Origin of the sequence: Pseudomonas sp. WHRI 8519 (assembly GCF_040224055.2) — a bacterium.
GTDB lineage: Bacteria > Pseudomonadota > Gammaproteobacteria > Pseudomonadales > Pseudomonadaceae > Aquipseudomonas > Aquipseudomonas putida_X.
Genome location: NZ_CP167996.1, coordinates 2,331,675 through 2,349,432, shown reverse-complemented (window position 1 = coordinate 2,349,432; position 17,758 = coordinate 2,331,675). Strand labels below are relative to the sequence as shown.

The 17,758-nt window shown below is 65.7% G+C and carries 15 protein-coding genes; 5 read left to right on the top strand and 10 right to left on the bottom strand.

Annotated features, from left to right (window positions below; genetic code table 11):
- Positions 1-2: 2 nt before the first annotated feature.
- The 8 genes from ABRP30_RS10760 to ABRP30_RS10725 all read right to left on the bottom strand — a co-directional run bounded on the left by ABRP30_RS10760 (position 3) and on the right by ABRP30_RS10725 (position 10,495).
- Positions 3-1,193 carry an MFS transporter gene (locus tag ABRP30_RS10760; RefSeq protein WP_349974299.1) on the bottom strand — a complete coding sequence of 397 codons (1,191 nt, stop codon included), beginning with the start codon at positions 1,191-1,193 and terminating at the stop codon, positions 3-5.
- A complete protein-coding gene (locus tag ABRP30_RS10755; RefSeq protein WP_349974300.1) occupies positions 1,183-3,681 on the bottom strand; it encodes an MMPL family transporter in 2,499 nt (832 codons plus the stop codon). The genes ABRP30_RS10760 and ABRP30_RS10755 overlap by 11 nt, the downstream gene beginning before the upstream one ends.
- Positions 3,682-3,684: 3 nt before the next feature.
- The gene (locus ABRP30_RS10750) at positions 3,685-4,746 is read right to left on the bottom strand and encodes a YCF48-related protein (protein WP_267823111.1); all 1,062 of its coding nucleotides are present in this window, start codon (positions 4,744-4,746) and stop codon (positions 3,685-3,687) included.
- A 54-nt stretch (positions 4,747-4,800) separates the two neighbouring features.
- Positions 4,801-6,168 carry a DUF1329 domain-containing protein gene (locus ABRP30_RS10745; RefSeq protein ID WP_267823109.1) on the bottom strand — a complete coding sequence of 456 codons (1,368 nt, stop codon included), beginning with the start codon at positions 6,166-6,168 and terminating at the stop codon, positions 4,801-4,803.
- Positions 6,169-6,182: 14 nt separating this feature from the next.
- Positions 6,183-7,853 (bottom strand): DUF1302 domain-containing protein, encoded by a 1,671-nt coding sequence (locus tag ABRP30_RS10740; protein ID WP_267823107.1) that lies wholly within the window; start codon positions 7,851-7,853, stop codon positions 6,183-6,185.
- 84 nt (positions 7,854-7,937) lie between these two features.
- Positions 7,938-9,062 carry an FAD-dependent oxidoreductase gene (locus ABRP30_RS10735; protein WP_349974303.1) on the bottom strand — a complete coding sequence of 375 codons (1,125 nt, stop codon included), beginning with the start codon at positions 9,060-9,062 and terminating at the stop codon, positions 7,938-7,940.
- Positions 9,063-9,202: 140 nt separating this feature from the next.
- Positions 9,203-9,550, bottom strand: coding sequence for a Rieske 2Fe-2S domain-containing protein (locus tag ABRP30_RS10730; protein WP_349974305.1), 348 nt, complete (start codon positions 9,548-9,550; stop codon positions 9,203-9,205).
- A 3-nt stretch (positions 9,551-9,553) separates the two neighbouring features.
- Entirely contained in the window at positions 9,554-10,495 is a 942-nt protein-coding gene (locus ABRP30_RS10725; protein ID WP_349974307.1) for a VOC family protein, read from the bottom strand.
- Between the two features lie 279 nt (positions 10,496-10,774).
- On the opposite strand from ABRP30_RS10725, the gene ABRP30_RS10720 reads away from it, so the two are divergent.
- The 4 genes from ABRP30_RS10720 to ABRP30_RS10705 all read left to right on the top strand — a co-directional run bounded on the left by ABRP30_RS10720 (position 10,775) and on the right by ABRP30_RS10705 (position 14,972).
- Positions 10,775-11,713: a LysR family transcriptional regulator gene (locus tag ABRP30_RS10720; protein ID WP_267823098.1), complete on the top strand. Its 939-nt coding sequence runs from the start codon at positions 10,775-10,777 to the stop codon at positions 11,711-11,713.
- Positions 11,714-11,895: 182 nt separating this feature from the next.
- A complete protein-coding gene (locus tag ABRP30_RS10715) occupies positions 11,896-13,053 on the top strand; it encodes a prolyl oligopeptidase family serine peptidase (protein ID WP_349974308.1) in 1,158 nt (385 codons plus the stop codon).
- A gap of 129 nt (positions 13,054-13,182) precedes the next feature.
- Positions 13,183-14,526 carry an amidohydrolase family protein gene (locus ABRP30_RS10710; protein ID WP_349974309.1) on the top strand — a complete coding sequence of 448 codons (1,344 nt, stop codon included), beginning with the start codon at positions 13,183-13,185 and terminating at the stop codon, positions 14,524-14,526.
- 2 nt (positions 14,527-14,528) lie between these two features.
- Positions 14,529-14,972, top strand: coding sequence for a heme-binding protein (locus ABRP30_RS10705; RefSeq protein ID WP_267823938.1), 444 nt, complete (start codon positions 14,529-14,531; stop codon positions 14,970-14,972).
- Here the strand turns inward: ABRP30_RS10705 and ABRP30_RS10700 are convergent.
- The gene (locus ABRP30_RS10700) at positions 14,963-15,892 is read right to left on the bottom strand and encodes a LysR family transcriptional regulator (protein ID WP_267823092.1); all 930 of its coding nucleotides are present in this window, start codon (positions 15,890-15,892) and stop codon (positions 14,963-14,965) included. The two genes, ABRP30_RS10705 and ABRP30_RS10700, sit on opposite strands and share 10 nt — an antisense overlap.
- Positions 15,893-15,991: 99 nt before the next feature.
- On the bottom strand, positions 15,992-16,390 hold the full coding sequence (locus ABRP30_RS10695) for a nuclear transport factor 2 family protein (protein WP_241805894.1): 399 nt from the start codon (positions 16,388-16,390) through the stop codon (positions 15,992-15,994).
- A 184-nt stretch (positions 16,391-16,574) separates the two neighbouring features.
- On the opposite strand from ABRP30_RS10695, the gene ABRP30_RS10690 reads away from it, so the two are divergent.
- Positions 16,575-17,747: an ABC transporter substrate-binding protein gene (locus ABRP30_RS10690; RefSeq protein WP_349974312.1), complete on the top strand. Its 1,173-nt coding sequence runs from the start codon at positions 16,575-16,577 to the stop codon at positions 17,745-17,747.
- Positions 17,748-17,758: the final 11 nt, after the last annotated feature.

Sequence of the window (17,758 nt, the reverse complement as noted above, 5' to 3'; positions counted from 1 at the left end):
GTTCACAGTGCACCCACTGCGCCCGCGCCACGGGCGCGCCGCAACAACAGCAGGCACAGCGGCGCCAGGACCAGTTGGCTGAGCGCAACCAGCAGCAACGCCTGCGGCAGCTGCGGCGCCGCGCCGCCAGTCAGCGCGAGTACCAGCAGCGGGCTGATGAATTCACCGGCGAAGATCGCGGCGGTGAACCCGCCCGTGGCCCGGCCGCGCTGGTCGAAACCGACGTGCTGCATGACCTGGCTGATGAGGCAGGGCAGCAGCAGGCCAACGCCCAGGCCATTGATCAGCACGGCCACCACCACCACTGCGTGGCTGGTGGAAAGCGCCATCAGGCCACCGCCAAGCCCCGCCGTGGCAAACCCCAGCGCCAGCAGACGCCCCGCTGGCTGGCTGGCCAGCAAGCGGAAGGCCAGTGCCCCGGCCAGCACGCCGAGTTGGTTGGCGCCCATGGTCAGGCCCACCTGCTGCGGTGCATCCACATGCAGCAGTTGCAGCAGGTAGCCGACTTGCACCGGAACGATGAACAGGCTCACACCCGCCAGGCCTGTCAGCAGGTAGATCGGCGCCAGGGCGGCCCAGGGGAAGCGTGAAGCCCCGCCATGTCGAGGCTCGACACGGCGGGCCTGCGGTTCCCATAACAGCCAGGCCATCAGCGGCAGGCACAGCACGCCTACGGCATACAGCGCGAACGGCGTACGCCAACCGTTTTCACCCAGTGCTCCGCCCAGGCCCATGAACAAGGCGGCTGACAGCGACGTGGCCACCATTTGCAGGGCAAACAGCCGCTCCCGGCGTTGGCCCTCGAAGTAGTCCCCCATCAGTGTGGTGCAGCAGGTCATGATGCCGGCTTCGGCCAGGCCGATGCCGGCGCGGCTGGCGATAATCAGGCCAAGGGAGTCCAGCCACAGCGGCAGCACCCCGCAGACGCTGTAAAGCAGCATGCTGGCCAGCAGCAAGGCCCGCCGGCCGACACGGTCCGCCAGCATGCCGGCCCAAGGTGCCGCCAGGGCAATCACCAGTGCGGGCAAGGTCAGCACAATCGGTACCAGCACCGCCACGCCGGGCGCTGCGCTGAAATGCAGCTGCATGCGTGGCAGCACAGGGGCGATCAGCACGGCCCCCAGCACCGGCAGGCAGCTGCCGAACAGCAATAACAGCGCCTGCGCACTGCCGGGCGTACGTTCAGCGGCCATGGCTCACCTCCTCCAGCGAATGCAGTCGCGCGCCGCGCGGGGTCAATTCAGCACCTGATCGGCGCTGTTGCGACAAAGGCTCATGAGCGGGCAACACCGGCTCCACCGGCGAACGCACCTGGCCTTGCGGCAGCAGGAAGTAGGCCAGTGCCGGCAGCAGGACCAGCGCCCCGACCATGTTCCACACAAACATGAAGGCCAGCAGCACGCCCATGTCCGCCTGGAACTTGATCGGCGAGAAGATCCAGGTACCCACCGCGATGGCCAGGGTCACGCCCGTCAGCATCACCACCTTGCCGGTGAACAGCAGCGCGCGGTAATACGCCTGGGAAAGGCTCGCCCCTTGTCGCAGCTGCGCCAGCACGATGCTCATCACATACAGCGCGTAGTCCACACCGATGCCGACGCCGAGCGCGATCACCGGCAACGTCGCCACCTTCACGCCGATGCCCAACGCCACCATCAACGCCTCACACAGGATGGAGGTGAGCACCAGCGGCAACACCGCACAAAGCACCGCACGCCAGGAGCGGAAGGTCACCAGGCAAAGCAGGGTGACGGCCCCGTACACCCACCAGAGCATGTCGCGGTTGGCCTGTTTCACCACCTGGTTGGTGGCAGCCTCGATGCCGGCGCTCCCGGCAGCGAGCAGGAAGGTAGCCCGCTCGCTGTCGTTGCCCTGGGCAAAGGCCTGGACGCTGTCCACCACCCGCGCCAGGGTGTCGGCCTTGTGGTCGGTGAGGTAGGCGTAGAGTGTGAGCAGGCTGCAGTCATCGTTGTACAGGCCGCGCGGGGCGTTGGCGGTGACCATGTTCAGGGTCGCCTGGTTGTTCACCAGCTCGTACCATTTCGGGCTGCCCTCAGAGAGGCCAACCAGTACCCGGCGGTTGAGCAGCGCCAATGAGTTGGTCGAGTCGACGCTCGGCAGGCCACGCAACTGCCAGTCGAGGTCGTCCACGCGCTTGAGGGTATCGTAGGCCGAACAACCGCCAGCGGGCGTGCGCACCATCACCGCAAACACGTCACTGCTGGCACCGTAGTGCTCAGTGATGAACGCGTTGTCGCGGTTGTAACGCGAATCGGCACGCAACTCGGGGGCGCCAGCATCCAGGTCACCCACTTTCAGGTGCAGGCTCACGGCGAAACCGCCCGCGGCCATCAGTAGCGCCAGTGCAATGCACCACGCAGCCCAGCGGCGGCGGGTGAAGTGGTCCAGCAGGCGCCACATCGCGTGCTTCTGCGCCCCGCTCGCCTGCGCCTGTTCGGCGCGCAGGCTACGGCGCGCACCTCGGGCGCTGACCCCGACATAGGAAAGCAGCACCGGCAGCAGGATCAGGTTGGTGAAGATCAGCACCGCCACGCCGAGGCTGGCGATGACGGCAAGGTCCTGGATCACCTGGATACGGATGATCATCAGCACCGCGAAGCCCACCGCATCGCACAGCAGTGCAGTGAGCCCGGCCAGGAACAGCCGGCGGAAGGTGAAGCGCGCCGCCACCAAGCGGTGCATGCCGCGGCCGATGTCCTGCATGATGCCGTTCATCTTCTGTGCGCCATGGCTCATGCCGATGGCGAACACCAGAAACGGCACCAGCACCGAGTACGGGTCCAGTTCGTACCCCAGCAGCGGCAGCAGGCCCATTTGCCAGACCACTGCCACCAGTGAGCAGGTCACCACCAGCGCCGTGCTGCGCGCACACCGGGTGTACCAGTAGAGCACCACAGCGGTGATGGCGATGGCTGCGGCGAAGAACAGCAGGATCTGCCTCAAGCCATCGATCAGGTCGCCGACGACCTTGGCGAAGCCGGTGATGTGAATCTGCACGCCCTGCTGCTGGAAGCGTTCACGCAGGCTTTCCAGTTCGCTGGCGAAGGCGTTGTAGTCGAGCGCCTTGCCGTCCGGTGTCGTTTCCAGCAGCGGCACGTAGACGATGCTCGAACGCTGGTCGAAGGCCACCAACTGGCCGATCTCGTTGGAACGTTCGACGTTGCGCTTGAGCGCCTCGAGGCTCGCGGGGCCGCCGTCGTAGCCGTCGGGGATCACAGGGCCGCCTTCCAGGCCCTCCTCGGTCACCCCGGCCCAGCGGGTGGAGGGGGTCCAAAGCGACTTCATCGCCGCACGGTCGACGCCCGGCAGCAGGTACACCGCGTCGTTGAGTTGCTGCAGGCTGTGCAGGTAATCCTTGTCGTAGATGCTGCCACTGGGGTTGGCCACGGCGATGCGCACTGCGTTGCCCAGCCCGGCAAGTTCCTGGCGGTGTTCCAGGTAGTTGTGGACGAATGGATGGTCGCGGGCAATCGTCTTCTCGAAGCTGGCGTTGAGCGTCAGGCGCGTGGCCTGCCAGCCAAGCAGCAAGGTAGCGGCCAGGCACAGCAGCAGGACCAACGCACGATGGTTGAACAGTGCACGTTCCAGCAGCGACCCGGACATGTTGTCGAAGTCATCGAGACGGCCGCTGCAAGGCGCCGGCGGATTCATGGCATGCATGGCTCAGTCCTTCGTGAAAGAGGAAGAAGAAGGCGCCAGGCGGCGTGCACCGGCCATGCCGACGGCGACGATGGCACCGTCGGCGGCAGTGGTGGCGGCAGTCAGTGGCAGGCCATCGGAGACCGGCACAGGGTGCGCGGCAAAGTCGCTCAGGCTGCTGTGCAGCAACATCCCGGCCTGGTTGGCCAGCAATACCTGATCACCGGCGACGCGGATGGCGTTGAGCGAAGCAGCAATCGGGTTGACCAGCGCCTGGAAACTTGCACCGCCGTCATCGGAGGCGAACAACGAACCGCGCAACCCGCCGACCAGCAGCCGTCCGTTGGGCAGCACGCTGGCAGCGAAGTAGCTGCCCTCATAAGGGCCTTGCAAAGCCTCGAAGTGAGCGCCGCCATCACGCGAACGCAGCAACAGGCCCTGCTCGCCGGCGACGTACAGGTCAGCGCCCTGGCGGGCCAGGGCATACAGGTGCAGGCCGCGGCGGTTGGGCAGCAGGCCCATGGCGGACTGCCAACTACGCCCGCCGTCGGCCGTGATCATGGCCAGCCCGTAGGCACCCACCACCAGGCCGTGCTGCGCATCGGCGAAGCTCAGCGCCAGCAGGGGCTTGTCGGCGCCGTCGGCCAGCAGCCGCTGTGCGGCGGCCAGGCGGCGCTGATCCGCAGAGGCCTCGGCTGCCTGTAACTCCAGGGCCGCGGCGCGCTTGCCATCGAGCTGCAAGGCCCAGTGCTCGCCACCGTCCTCGCTGCGCAGCACGACGCCAGCGTGGCCAACCGCCCAGCCGTTGCGCGCATCGACGAACTGCACCGCGGTCAGGCTGACGCTCACTGGCACGGTCGTGGCCTGGCGCCAGGCCTTGCCATTGTCGTCCGAAAGCAGCACCACGCCACGTTCGCCCACCGCCACCAGGCGCGCGCCGGCACGGGCCACATCCTGCAGCACCGCTCGCAAGGCCTGGGGGCCATGCACTGCGGGCTGCGAGAGCACATCCACACTGCCGCCGGCGTAGGCCGGAGGCAGCGTGCAACAGGCGGCCAGCAGCCAGCCCTGGAGCATCTTGTTCATCGCACGCAACCTTTTGTTCTTGTAGTCGATACGGCCCAGGGGCAATGCGCCTGCTCAGCGCACGCCCTCACCCGCCATGGCATCGGCGGTGAACACCGAGTCCTTGTAGGGCGGCACGATGCGGTACTGCTCCTGCTTGCCGGCAAACAGGTCGCCAGCGAACCATGCGCCGGACAACAGGTCGTAGAAGCCGTTGGTCAGGGTCACCACGCCTGGCAGGTCAGGCAGTACCACCGGGGAGGTCCAGACCACCTTGGCCAACTGGTTGCGCGCGTCGTATCGCTCGCCCAGCACGGCTGCCCAGGTGTCTTCGTCCAGGTAGTAGGTGCTCTTGGGCATCACGTGGCGCTGGCCCTGCTTGAGCGTCGCCTCCACCACCCACACCCGGTGCAGTTCCCAGCGGATGGCTTGTGGTTTGAGGTGGTGCGGGTCGAGCAGCGCTTCAGCGTTGGCGGCGGTGAACACCTTGTTGGCGTTGTAGGGGATGTACATCTCTTTCTTGCCCACCAGCTTCCAGTCAAAGCGGTCCAGGCGGCCGTTGAACACGTACAGCTCATCGAAACTCATCACCCCTGCGGTGGCTGGGGTCGGTGTGTCGCAGCAGGCATTGGGCAGACGGCGGACCCGGCGCTGCCCGGGCAGGTAGGTCCACACCGCGGCTTTGTCGGCATTGAGGTTTTCAAGGCCGGTGATGGCCTCGCCCGCCCGCAGCGGCGGCCCATCGTTGGTCATGCGGATCGAGAAGAACACACCCTTGTCACCACTGCCCCCAGGCAGATACCAGGGCATCTGCAGATCGGCGCGCGAATCGTTGGTCAGCACGTGCTTGCCGTCGGCAGTGGTCAGGTACTGGTTGAAACTGGCGTGCCATGAAGCCCCGCGCCAGCGCAGCAAGTGGTTCCACATGGCTTCCACGCCATTGGCCGGGATCGGGAACGGAATACCCCCGGAGGCGCCTTCGGGCATGGCGCCGGCAGGGCCGTCCACCAGCTTGCCGCTGGTGGCATTGGCGAAGGTTGCGTCGTACACCGATTGCGGTGCGGCGGCGCTGCGGTGGGTCGGGTAGACCTCCAGCCGGTAGCTGTCGGGGTACTTCTTCAGCATCGCCTGGATGCCTGGGGTCAGCTTGTCAGCGTACTGCGTCATGTTCTGCGCCGTGATGGTCAGCAGCGGCTTTTCAGCGGCGAACGGGTCACTCCGCTTGCCGCCGTCCTGGTAAGCGCTGTCGACTTGGGTGTAGCCGCCGGTCCAGGCCGGGATGCTGCCGTCGGCGTTGCCGGCACGCTCCCCGCCCAGTGGCGTCAGGGTGGTCTTGAGCGTTGCCGCCTGCTCGGGGGGCACCGCGGCAAAAGCGCCGTGGGCGAGCAGCAGCGAGGCACTCAGGGCAGTGAACAGGGAAACGACGTTATTGTTGTGTTTCATCGGGTAGTCCTCGGTCAGAAGGTACGGCTGACGGTGAAGGCGATGAAGTCGCGGTCTTTGAGCGACTGTTCGAAGGTGTAGTTGTTGGCGGCATCGAGGAAGGTGTTTTCCGGGCCGTAGTAGTGCGTGTAGGTCAGGCCCAGGCTCCAGGTGTTGAGATAGTTGCCTTTCAGGCCGATGTTCAGGTCGCCGCCATGGTCGCTGCCAAAACCGGTACCCAAGGCCATCGAGGCACCGTTGGTGTAGCTCGCACCGATCGGCACGGAGAGGTCCAGGCCAGGGTAGATCTGCCGGTACATCGGCTCGAACACCAGGCGCAGGCTGGTGGCATCGCGGTCGGCGTTGGGGTCGACGGCGTCGGCGTTCTTGCTCACGCTCATCACCCGGTTCCAGGCTATCTCGCCCAGGAAACTCGACTCGGCGGCAATGAAGTTGGGCTCCAGGCTGGCCAGCCAGGAGACGTTGGCATGCAGGGTGCGGCCGGTGGCGTAAACCGGGTTGTCATCGTTGTCGATCGGCTCGTCCGTCGCCAGTGCATGCTGGTTCGTCGAGGCCAATGGCTGGTTCCAACGGGTGGACAGCTCGCCAGCGACGTTGAAGTTGCCCAGGGTGGTGGAAAAACTGCCGCCCAGTGCCTCGATGCCCTCCGGATAAACCCAGTAGAACTCGCCGGCCTTGCCACTGACCGGGTCGAGGTTGGCGAAGTCGGGGCGTACGTTGAGCTGCGGCGACTTGTCGTGGAAGCGAATGGCGTAGAGCCCCCAGTCCACGGTTTCGCTGCGCCAGCGCAACTGCACACCGCCCTGCCCCGAGTCTTTGGCTTCCTTGTCGTTGCCGTGGTAGAAGGCCAGCGGCTGGCCGCCCGGGAACACCGGCGCGCCAACGAACATGCGCTCTGCGCCGTCGCCAAAGAAGTCGTCGGTGGAGAAATAGCTGCCAGCTGCCGGCAGGCGGTTGGCCTCCCACTCGAACTGGTAGTAGGCGCCAAGGGAGACATCCGGCGTCAGCTGCAACTGCCCGGAAATCTGCTGCACCGGGCGGATCAGCTCCTTGAACTGGGTGTTGGGCACCGACAGGCCCTTGACCACATCCACCGGCGCCATGCCCCCGGCGATACCGTTCATGCCATAGAACAGGCTCTCGCCCCACTGCATGGCGTAACGGCCCAAACGGCCAGACACCGGCAGCCCACCGATCTCGGTCTTGCCAAAGATGAACGCGTCGAGCAACTCGCCTTTGCGCCCGTGCAAGGTGCGGGTGTCATCGGTGAACTCATCGTAATCGACCGAATAGCTGTTGGCGCGGCTGGGGTCGCCGTTGTCGGAACCCTGGTTGTAGACATCGTCATACCAGGCCGCACCACTGACCCGGGCGCCGACGTTGCCGTAGGTCACATCCAGCTCTGACAGCAGGTCCAGGCGGTTTGAAATCAGGCCTTTGTCGAAATTGCGGTCACCATCATCCAGGTTCAGGGCCGTCTGCCCTTCGGTGAGTTTGCTGCTGGCATCCTGGGTGCGCCAGGCGGCGCTGTACTTCAGGGTATTGTCCCAGCGCACCCGCAGGTCGGGGATGCCAGTGTCGAATTGCATGGCCTGGGCCTGGCTGGCCGCCAGGGCGAAAATCGCCAGGGTGATGGGTTTGAGCGGCGGCAACGGCCGGGCGGTTGCACCTTTGCGAGTCAACATCGGGGTTTCCTCTTTCTTGTTCTTGTGTCGGTGTTGGCATGCACCGCGGCGCGCCGGCAAGGCAGGGTGCGCCGGGCACAGGGATCAGATCGGCCGAGCGGTGACCTCGAGCATCTGCTTGACCAGGCCGATGCGGTCGAAGGACGGGTCCCGCTGGACCTCTTTCTCGCCCGCCAGCAGCGACATGTCGCTGATGTACTTGCAGCGCTCGAACCGGCGCCCCATGAAGCACTGCAACTGCTCCTCCAGGCTGCCGCCGGCGGTCAGCGCCTCGGCCAGCACCACGGCGTCTTCGATGGCCATGCCCGCGCCCTGCCCCAGGTGCGGCGTGGTGGCATGGGCCGCATCCCCGATCAGCAGCACGCGGCCGCGATACCAGGGCTCGTCGACGAACACCGCTTCCAGTGGCTTGTAGACGACCTCTGCGCTGTCACAGACCTGTTCGCGCAGCTCACCGATCAACCCGCCAAACCCCGCCAGGCGCTGGCGCAGGCCCGCGGCAAGCCCGGCCGGGTCCATCCACGGGTTGCCCGGTTCGTGGGAGGTGGTGAACAGGTACATCAGGTTGTCGGCCAGCGGTACCAGCCCAGCATTACCCGAGGGGCCCTGGAAGTTGGCCAGGTGGTCGATACCGGCTGCGCGCGGGAAGTTGTGGCGCCACACCGACTGGCCGGTGAATCGCGGCTGGTAGGCATCACCGAACAGCAAACCACGGATCTTCGAGTACAGCCCATCGGCGCCGACCATCAGCGCATAGCGCCCCTGGCGGCCATCGCTGAACAGCACGTCCACGCCAGTGGCATCCTGCTCGAAGCTCTCCACAGAGGTGCCCAGGCGTACCTGGGTACCGAGTTCGATGGCGGTTTCGCTCAGCACCTTGTGCAAGGCGCGGCGGGAGATGCCGACGTTGGCCGGGTACTGCGGGCCGGCCAGGCGCTGCCCCGGGATCCGCGCCAATGGGTGGCCTTCAGTGGTGTAGATGGCCACGTCTTCGAAGGCGTAGGCCGCGTTCAGGTAGGCGTCGAGCACCCCCAGGCGGTGCATCTCGCGCACCACGTTGCTCTGCTGGATGATGCCGACGCCGTAGACGGTCCACTCGGTCTTGAGTTCGACCAGGTCGACCGCTATCCCCTTGCGCCGCAGCGCGATGGCAGCGCACAGCCCGCCAATCCCGCCGCCCACGATCAGTACGTTGCTCACAGTATTCATGGCATCCCTCACGTCTTGTTCTTGTTGTTCGCCGCAGCGTGGGCGGCGGGCATGTCCTGTGCCTTGGGCACAGCTTCCCGGCAGCGCCGGGCTTTGACCAATCGAGTCCTGGGATGCGACCTATCACGCGGCGCGATACCTCAGGGGTGCAACTGTTCCAGCGGCACTACCAGCCAGCCGTCCACCTCACGGTGATCGAGCGCCTGCAGTGCATCGCCACGGCACGGGCCGTGCACGCAGGTGCCATCGTCAGGCCGAAAGCGCGCGCCATGGGCGTAGCAGACCACCCACTGGCCATCGGCACTGAGAAAGCGGTCCTTGCGGTACTCCAGCGGTACCCGCAGGTGCGGGCAAAGGTTGCGGTACACCCGCACGACCCCGCCGTGCCGGAGGGCGAACAGGCTGTCTGCCCCCCTGCTCTGCGGGTCGAAGCCGCGGGCCTTGCCCTCGACCAGCTCCGCGAGCGGGCACAGCGCCACACCCGCCATTGCTCAGGCCTGCTTTGGCGGTGGGCCACCGGGCGCCCACTTCTCCCGCGCAGCGAAGAGGAACAGCTGCGAGTTGTCGGCCGACATCGGCGCCTGGCGCGCCGCCCACTGGTCGTCATGCTTGTCCATGTCGGCGTCGTACTCGATGTGGCAGCCCAGCGGGCTGTTGAAGTACCAGAACCAGTTCGAGCCCAGCAGGTGACGGCCTGGGCCCCAGAAACTGGTCCAGCCTTTTTGCTGGAAGCGATTGCCGGCCAGCAGCACTTCCGTGCCACTGCCCATATGGAAGGTGAAATGCTCGCAGCCCTGCATGTGGGGCGGCGTCTGGATCATGAACAGGCAGTGGTGATCGTCCATGCCCGCGGTCCGCATGAACGGGCCGACGCCGATGAAGCTGTCGGTGGTGACGAAGCCCAGGCGGTCGCGATAAAAGGCTTCGCCTTTGGCCGCGTCCGGCACGAAGTACACCACATGGGACAGGGTGCGCGGCTGCGCTGGCATGTCCAGGGTGATGCCCAATTGGTTGAGTGGCCGCTGCGGCGTGCTGCCGGGCGCGTTGGTGAGGTCGGCCGGCGCCTGGAAGCTGCGCCTGCAGGTGACCTGGAAGGCGATGGCAAAGCCCAGGTCGTCGACACTGTGCAGCACGCCCTGCGCGTCGCTGCGCACCTCGCGGTCGCGCCCCAGCTCGTCGGCGATGGCCTCGAGGTCCTGCGCCGCGGCGACGCCATACACGGTTTCACGCAGCGATGGGGTCGGGCCCAGGGCCGGCGGCAGGTGGGGGTCATCGCCGCGACGGATGATGATCGCCGTGCCGTCGAGCGCTTCGAAACGGCCACCGTCGCCATCCAGTTGTACGGCTGACAGGCCGTAATCACGCAGGCAATCGGCGCAGGCCTGGATATCGTCGACGCCAAACACCAGTGCGTCGAGTCCAAGAATGTTCATGGCTACCACTCCATTGAAATTATTGTTCGGTGCCAGCCAGGGTCACCGGTAGCAGGTCGTGGCGGCGGGCTGGCCGCTCGACTGGAGGGCAGATTGCTGGCTGATCGGCCAGGCTGACCAATCGTGAGTCAGGATGCGAGGCATCGGTAAACGCGATACCTGTGCGCCAGCCCATGACGCCTGGCGTTGGCTCGGTTCAACGGCAGATTGGCCTTGACGTATCGGCGATGCGGCGGGAAGGTATCGCGAAAATAACTACAAGAACCGTGAGCTATCACCATGCGCTTTCACCACCTGGATCTGAACCTGTTGGTGGCACTGGATGTCCTGCTCGATGAGCAGAACATCACCCGTGCCGCTGAACGCCTGCACATGACGCAATCGGCCACCAGTGGCGTGCTGGGCCGCTTGCGAACGTTTTTCGAGGACGAACTGCTGGTGCAGGTTGGCCGCAAGATGCAGCCCACGCCCTATGCGCTGGAGCTGGCGCAGCCGGTGCGCGAGGTGCTGCTGACCATCCGCTCCTCGATTACCGCCAAGCCGGTGTTCGACCCGTCGAGCAGCAAACGGCACCTGCGCCTGGTGACCTCGGACTACCTGATCAGCGTGCTGTTCGCCCAGGTCATCCAGAAAATCCACCTTCAGGCGCCGCACATCACCTTCGAGATGATCAGCCCTGGGGACAACAGCGCCGAGCTTCTGATGCGCGGCGAAGTCGACATGATGATCGTGCCCGAGCGGTACCTCATCGAAGGCCACCCCTCCCAGCTGTTGTTCGAGGAAGATCACGTGTGCGTGGTCTGGCGCGACAACCCGCAGGTCGGCGACAGCCTGACGCTGGAGCAGTACATGCAGATGGGGCATATCTCGGTGGGCTTTGGCCGTAACCGGCACCTGAGCATCGAGGACTGGTTCATGAACCAGTACGGTTTCAATCGCCGCCTGGAAGTGATCACCAACGACTTCAACACCCTGCCGCAACTGCTGGTAGGCACCCCTCGTGTGGCCACCATGCACCGGCGCCTGGCGCAGCTGTATGCCCGCTATCTGCCCCTGCGGATCCTGCCACCACCGGTGAAGATCCCGGTGATGCGCGAGTTCATGCTCTGGCACCGCAGCATGGACGGTGACCCCATGCACCGCTGGCTGCGTGAGCGCATCAGCGATTTCATCCAGCACCTGGACCAGCGACCTGAAGCCCTGCGGGCCAGCGCCTGACCGGCAGCCATCGCCCCGGCCGGCGCCATGTCGCCGGGGCATCGCGTTTGGCGATACCTCGCATCCCTGTTCACGATTGGCCCCTCCTCGCCCTGTCTGCGTAACTTGCCTTCGGACATCGCCTTGTGTGCCTGGCGCGATGCTCAGGCACCGGACCCAACGACCGCAGAAGGACAACAACAATGTTCCGCTACTTCCCCACCAACTACGTCTGGAACCTCTCGGTGGACCTGGCCATCGAAATGGGCGCCCGCCTGGGCGAGATCGAAGCCATGTGCGCGCCGCTGCAAGAGGCGGCGCGGCAACCTGACGCCGCCGGCACCCAGGCCTTTCGCGAAACCTGGTCGAAGATGGCCGACAAGCTCTGCGCCTTGGCCGAGGAAGACGAGGCCGCTGGCCGATGCCTGTCCGCTGGCGAAAAATACAACCGCGCCGCCACCTACTACCTGACCTGCGAACGCCTGCAGGCCCATGGTGCGCCGGGGCGCGAGGCGCTGTACCAGCGTTTCCTGCAGACCTTCGCCCGCGGCATCGAGCTGTCGCGGGAAAACTGCGAGCGGGTGCAAATCCCCTACAAAGGCCAGTATCTGAGTGGCCTGCTGGTGCGCGCCGAAGGCACCACCGGCCCGGCGCCACTGCTGGTGCAGGTCAATGGGCTGGATTCGACCAAAGAAATGAAATATCGCGTCGGCCTGCCGGCGTGGCTGGCCAAACGCGGCGTTTCCTCGCTGATCATCGACCAACCCGGCACGGGCGAGGCGCTGCGCCTTCAAGGCCTGACCGCCCGTTACGACAGCGAACATTGGGCCAGCCGCGTGGTGGACTGGCTGGAAACCCGCCCGGAAGTCGACCCCAAGCGCATCGGTATGGAGGGGGTTTCGCTGGGGGGGTACTACTGCCCGCGAGCGGTGGCCTTCGAGCCGCGCTTTGCCTGCGGCGTGGTGTGGGGCGCCAACCACGACTGGCGCGACGTGCAGAAGCGGCGCCTGGAGAAGGAAGGCGACTTCCCGGTGCCGCATTACTGGGCGCACGTGTGCTGGGTCTGGGGCGCGAAGGACATGGACGAATTCATGACCATTGCCGAAAACGTGCACCTCGATGGCGTGCTCGACCGCATTCGCGTGCCCTTCCTGGTGACCCACGGTGAAAAGGACTCGCAGATTCCGCTCAAGTGGGCCCACCGCACCTACGAGCAACTGGTCAACAGCCCCAAGCGCGAACTGAAGATCTTCACTGAGCGCGAAGGCGGCGTGCAGCATTCAAGCTTCGACAACAGCATCAATGCCGGCCAGTACATCGCCGACTGGGTTGCCGAAACCCTTGGCGGGCATACCGCCTGAACCCTTGCGGGCGCGGGCGCCGGCGCAGGTATCGATGCCATCGATGGGTGGCCAACGACAGGATCTGATGGTGCCAGGCGCCGCAGGCACATAGCCTGCCGGAAACAACACGAGGAGTAGCATCCGACCATGAGCGCCTTGCACCTTCACTGCGCCACCCTGTTCGACGGCGCCAGCCTTCAGGCACGCCAGCAACAGACGCTGATCATCGAAAACGGCGTGATACGCCATGTTGGCGCGACCGCCCAGGCACCGCGCCCAGTGCCCGGTGACCGCGAAGTACGCGGCGACTTCGTCATGCCGGGGCTGGTCGATGTGCACACTCACCTGGCGTTCGGCAACGCCCAGAGCGAAGAAGACATCGACATCTGGACCAGTGATGAATTCCGCGCCTTGCGCGGTATGTTCTTTGCTCAGCACGTACTGGCTGCCGGGGTCACCTCGATGGTCTGCCCGGGTGACAGCGGCCAGCTCAGCATCGCCGTGCGCAATACGGTCAACGCCGGGCTCTTCGAAGGCCCGCGCATTGCCGCAAGCAGCCGTGTGATCACCAACCGGCAAAGCCTCAACGACTGGTTTCCCAGCCGCGTCGGCGCCCCTGAATACTTCACCGCTGCGCTGGTTACCAGCCGTACCGAAGCCATCGCGCAGATCCGCAAGCAGGCCAAGGATGGCGTCGACCTGATCAAGATCGCCATGGACGGCACACACCGCCGCCCCAACGGGGAGATCATCGCGGCCTTCACCGCCGATGAAACCCGCGAAATGGTCGACGAGGCGCATCGCCTCGGCTGCCGGGTAGCCACTCACGCCTACGGCCGCGAAGCCGTGATGTACGCGGCCAAGGCAGGCGTGGATCTGGTGTTCCATGCCTTCTACATGGACGACGCCTGCATCGAAGCGCTGCTGGAGGCAGGCAGTGTACTGGCGCCCACCATGACCTTCCCGCAGAACACCGTAGATTTCTGCCAGCCCCACGACCCGGCAGTGACCACAGGCTACGCCGGCTACTGCGCCCGTACCCTGGAACTGGGCACGCCGGTGCTCAAGCGCGCCAAGGCCGCCGGTGTGCCGTTCGCCTGCGGCAGCGACAGCGGTTTTGCCGTTACCCCTTACGGTGAGTGGCATGCGCGTGAACTGGAGTTGCTGGTCACGCGCCTGGGTTTCACCCCGGCCCAAGCGCTGCACGCGGCAACCAACGTCGGCGCACGCCTGATGCCGCGCGGTGAAACGCTCGGCACCCTGGAGCCAGGCAAGCTGGCCGACCTGTTGATCCTCGACGGCTCGCCGCTCGATGACATCCGCATCCTGCAAGACCGCAACCGCCTGCGAGCGGTGTACAAGGCAGGCCAACCGGTACGCCTGCAACGCACCCCTTACAACCCCAAACAGGTCTCGGACTTCAACTCCCTGAAATGGACCGACCTCTACACCCGCGACCGTGTCGCCGAGCTTGGCAAATGGAGCCAGTGATCATGCAGGTGCTCGATTTCGAAACCGCCACGCGGCTTGCCGCGTCCACGCTGCGACATGCCCGGGCCTTGGGCATGCGGCCCCTGGCCGCCGCCGTGCTCGATGCGGCAGGCCACCCACTGGCGCTGTTGCGCGATGAGCAGGCCAGCGCCTTGCGCCCGCAAATCGCCACCGCGAAAGCCAGCGGCTGCCTGGGCATGGGCTTCGGTGGCCGGGAGCTGGCACGCCGCGCTCAGGTGATGCCAGCGTTCTTCGACGCGATCAACAGCCTGACCCATGGCCACGTGATCCCGGTGCCCGGCGGTGTTCTGCTGCGCAATGCCGAAGGCGCCCTGCTGGGGGCCATCGGCGTCAGCGGTGACACCTCTGACAATGATGAACGCTGCGCCTTGCTGGCCATCGCAGAACTGGGCCTGGCCGCTGATACGGGCGACCCTCAGGCGTGATCGACCCCCGCCGCCTGCTCGGTGAGCACCTGCCGGAGCCAGCCCAGGGCCGGGTCGGATGCTTGCTGCGGGTGCCACTGCAGCACTTGCGCAACCATCGGGAAGGCGATGGGCGAAGGCAGTACCCGAAGCGCATGATGACGCGCCAGCGCTTGGGCCTGGCGCCGGAACAACGTCGCGATGCGCGGCGTACCGCTGACGAAGTCGCCCATCAGCGCGAAGCTTGGCACCGCCACGGCCACACGCCGCTCGATGCCGATATCGCGCAGGTGCTGGGTGTCGACCGAGAGGTTTTGGCCATCGGTGAACTCGCGCACGACATGCGCGGCCGCACAGAACTGAGCCAGGCCAAGGCCCGACTGGTAAGCCGCTTCGTGCGCACACACAACGCAGCACAGCTCATCTTCGAGCAACACTGAGTGGGGATAGCGCAGGTTGATGCGCCGCTGAGGCACGATCACCAGATCGCTACGGCGGTAGTCCAGGGCCTCGGCCACCACGTCACCGTCACGCGACACCGGCAGGTCGCGAACCACCAGCGAGATACCGGGGGCCACGCGGTCCAGCACACGGCTGAGGGCAGGCATGACAGTGGCCGCCACATAGTCCGATGCCACCAGGGTGAAGCGCCGCTCACAGCGGCCGGGATCGAAGCCCAGGGACGTCTCGACCACCTCCCCGACCAAGCTCAGCGCCTCGCGCACCTTGGGTGCCAACTGCCGCGCCAGGGCACTGGGCTCAAGGCCGCGCCCGAGGGGGATCAGCAGGGGGTCCTGAAAGTGCTCGCGCAGGCGCCCCAGCGCAGCGCTGGTGGCAGACTGGCCAAGGTTGAGGCGCTGCGCCGCCCGGCTGACGCTGCACTCATCGAGCAGCACATCCAGGGCGACCAGCAGGTTCAAATCGAGACGTCGGTAGCGCATGGGCAACTTATACCCGACAGCGGTGCGCTCACGGTGCGGGTTTCGCGCTACCAGGTATCGCCAACGGCGATACCTCAGGCCACACCGCAACTGACCCGCTCAGGCCTTGCCGATCTCCGGCGCCAGCATCCATTCGGCGCTGTCGTTCCACACATCCATGCGCACGATCTTGCCCGCCTTCACTTCGAAACGGTCCAGGTAACGGTTGCCGGAAAAGCTGCGGCCATCCGGCCACTGCCCGTACAGGGTGCCATTGGAATACACCACGGTGTGGTCCTCGCGCTCACACCAGTCGAACTGCCCCAGCTGCTTCTTCACCCAGGTGTAACGCGCGCCATTGAACGCGGTGATATCGGCCGGGGTGGGCATCGCGCGGCCGCCGGTAAAGGTAATGCGCACGTCGTCGCTCATGAACGTGGCAGCGCGCACCGGGTCGGGGGCCATGGAAGCAGCGAGGAAGTCGCGAACGATCTGTACGGCGCTGTTGCTTTCGGTCATTGCAAGTCTCCGAGGGTGTCCAGAACGGGGCGCAGGCCCCGAGCGATGCCTTGATCCAGTGCACGCGAGGGCGCTGAAGCCGAAGGCGCAAGCCCCAAAACACGGGGTGCCCGAAGTATTTTCCAAATGGCACCTGTTTTGCTAGCACATTTTTATAAATTGCTAGCAATCAGGAGTTCGAACCATGTTCAGCCGTTCCTTGCTACGTCGCTGGCTGCCCTGCGCAGCCTTTTCCCTGGCCTGCTGCACGGGCTGGGTACAGGCTGCAGAGCCGATCAAGGTGGGCCTGGTGGCCGCGTTGTCGGGGCAGTCCGCCAAGTCCGGCGAGGCCCTGACCCGGGGCCTGACCCTGGCCATCGATGAGATCAATGCCCAAGGCGGGCTGCTGGGCCGCCCGGTGGAACTGGTGCGCCGCGATGACGAGAGCAACCCGGCCAAGGGCATGCTGGCGGCGCGCGAGTTGATCCAGCGGGAAAAGGTCAGCGTGCTGTTCGGCGGCCTCGACACCCCGGTGTCGCTGGCCATCGTGCCGTTGGCCAACCAACTGAAAACGCCGTTCATGGGGATCTGGGCGGCAGGCACCAAAATCACCGAGAACGGCGCAAAGGACAACTACGTGTTCCGCGTGTCGGCGGTGGATGAACAGGTGGACGAAGCACTGGTCGCCTATGGCCTGCGCCAGGGCATGAAGCGCCCGGGCCTGATCCTGGCCAATAACCCTTGGGGCGAGTCGAACCTGGCAGGGCTAAACGCCGCTATGGCCCGCCGCGACATGGCCCAGGCGCCGGCCGAGCGCTTTGAGGACAGTGACCTGGACATGGTGCCGCAACTCACCCGCCTGAAAAACGCAGGCGTCGACACCCTGCTGCTGGTGGGCAACGTCGGGCCTTCGGCGCAGGTGGTCAAATCGCTCCAGCAGATGGGCTGGAACGTGCCGGTGGTGTCGCACTGGGGCCCGGCCGGCGGCCGCTTCGGCGAGCTGGCCGGGCCTGACGCCGGGCGCGTGCACTTCATCCAGACGTTTGTCTTCAGCGCCCACAACAGCGCCCGCGGCGATGCCTTGCTGGCCGCTCTCAAGCAGCGTTACCCGCAGGTCAAGACCCTGGCCGACGTGACCCCCGCCGTGGGCATCGCCAACGCCTACGACGCCATGCACCTGGTGGCCCTGGCGATCGACAAGGCCCAGGATACCCAAGGCACGAAGGTGCGTGACGGGTTCTATGCCATCAGCGACTACGAGGGGCTGATCAAACACTACCAGCAGCCGTTCAGTGTTGACCGCCACGACGCCCTGGGCCCTGAGGACTATGTCTTCAGCCGCTTCGATGGCGACACCATCGTACCCGTGACGCCCTGAGCGGAGGCCCT

Excerpts from the sequence above, each read along its gene's own strand:
- ABRP30_RS10760 (WP_349974299.1), bottom strand. The coding sequence starts at position 1,193 with ATGGCCGCTGAACGTACGCCCGGCAGTGCGCAGGCGCTGTTATTGCTG.
- ABRP30_RS10755 (WP_349974300.1), bottom strand. The coding sequence starts at position 3,681 with ATGCATGCCATGAATCCGCCGGCGCCTTGCAGCGGCCGTCTCGATGAC.
- ABRP30_RS10750 (WP_267823111.1), bottom strand. The coding sequence starts at position 4,746 with ATGAACAAGATGCTCCAGGGCTGGCTGCTGGCCGCCTGTTGCACGCTG.
- ABRP30_RS10745 (WP_267823109.1), bottom strand. The coding sequence starts at position 6,168 with ATGAAACACAACAATAACGTCGTTTCCCTGTTCACTGCCCTGAGTGCC.
- ABRP30_RS10740 (WP_267823107.1), bottom strand. The coding sequence starts at position 7,853 with ATGTTGACTCGCAAAGGTGCAACCGCCCGGCCGTTGCCGCCGCTCAAA.
- ABRP30_RS10735 (WP_349974303.1), bottom strand. The coding sequence starts at position 9,062 with ATGAATACTGTGAGCAACGTACTGATCGTGGGCGGCGGGATTGGCGGG.
- ABRP30_RS10730 (WP_349974305.1), bottom strand. The coding sequence starts at position 9,550 with ATGGCGGGTGTGGCGCTGTGCCCGCTCGCGGAGCTGGTCGAGGGCAAG.
- ABRP30_RS10725 (WP_349974307.1), bottom strand. The coding sequence starts at position 10,495 with ATGAACATTCTTGGACTCGACGCACTGGTGTTTGGCGTCGACGATATC.
- ABRP30_RS10720 (WP_267823098.1), top strand. The coding sequence starts at position 10,775 with ATGCGCTTTCACCACCTGGATCTGAACCTGTTGGTGGCACTGGATGTC.
- ABRP30_RS10715 (WP_349974308.1), top strand. The coding sequence starts at position 11,896 with ATGTTCCGCTACTTCCCCACCAACTACGTCTGGAACCTCTCGGTGGAC.
- ABRP30_RS10710 (WP_349974309.1), top strand. The coding sequence starts at position 13,183 with ATGAGCGCCTTGCACCTTCACTGCGCCACCCTGTTCGACGGCGCCAGC.
- ABRP30_RS10705 (WP_267823938.1), top strand. The coding sequence starts at position 14,529 with ATGCAGGTGCTCGATTTCGAAACCGCCACGCGGCTTGCCGCGTCCACG.
- ABRP30_RS10700 (WP_267823092.1), bottom strand. The coding sequence starts at position 15,892 with ATGCGCTACCGACGTCTCGATTTGAACCTGCTGGTCGCCCTGGATGTG.
- ABRP30_RS10695 (WP_241805894.1), bottom strand. The coding sequence starts at position 16,390 with ATGACCGAAAGCAACAGCGCCGTACAGATCGTTCGCGACTTCCTCGCT.
- ABRP30_RS10690 (WP_349974312.1), top strand. The coding sequence starts at position 16,575 with ATGTTCAGCCGTTCCTTGCTACGTCGCTGGCTGCCCTGCGCAGCCTTT.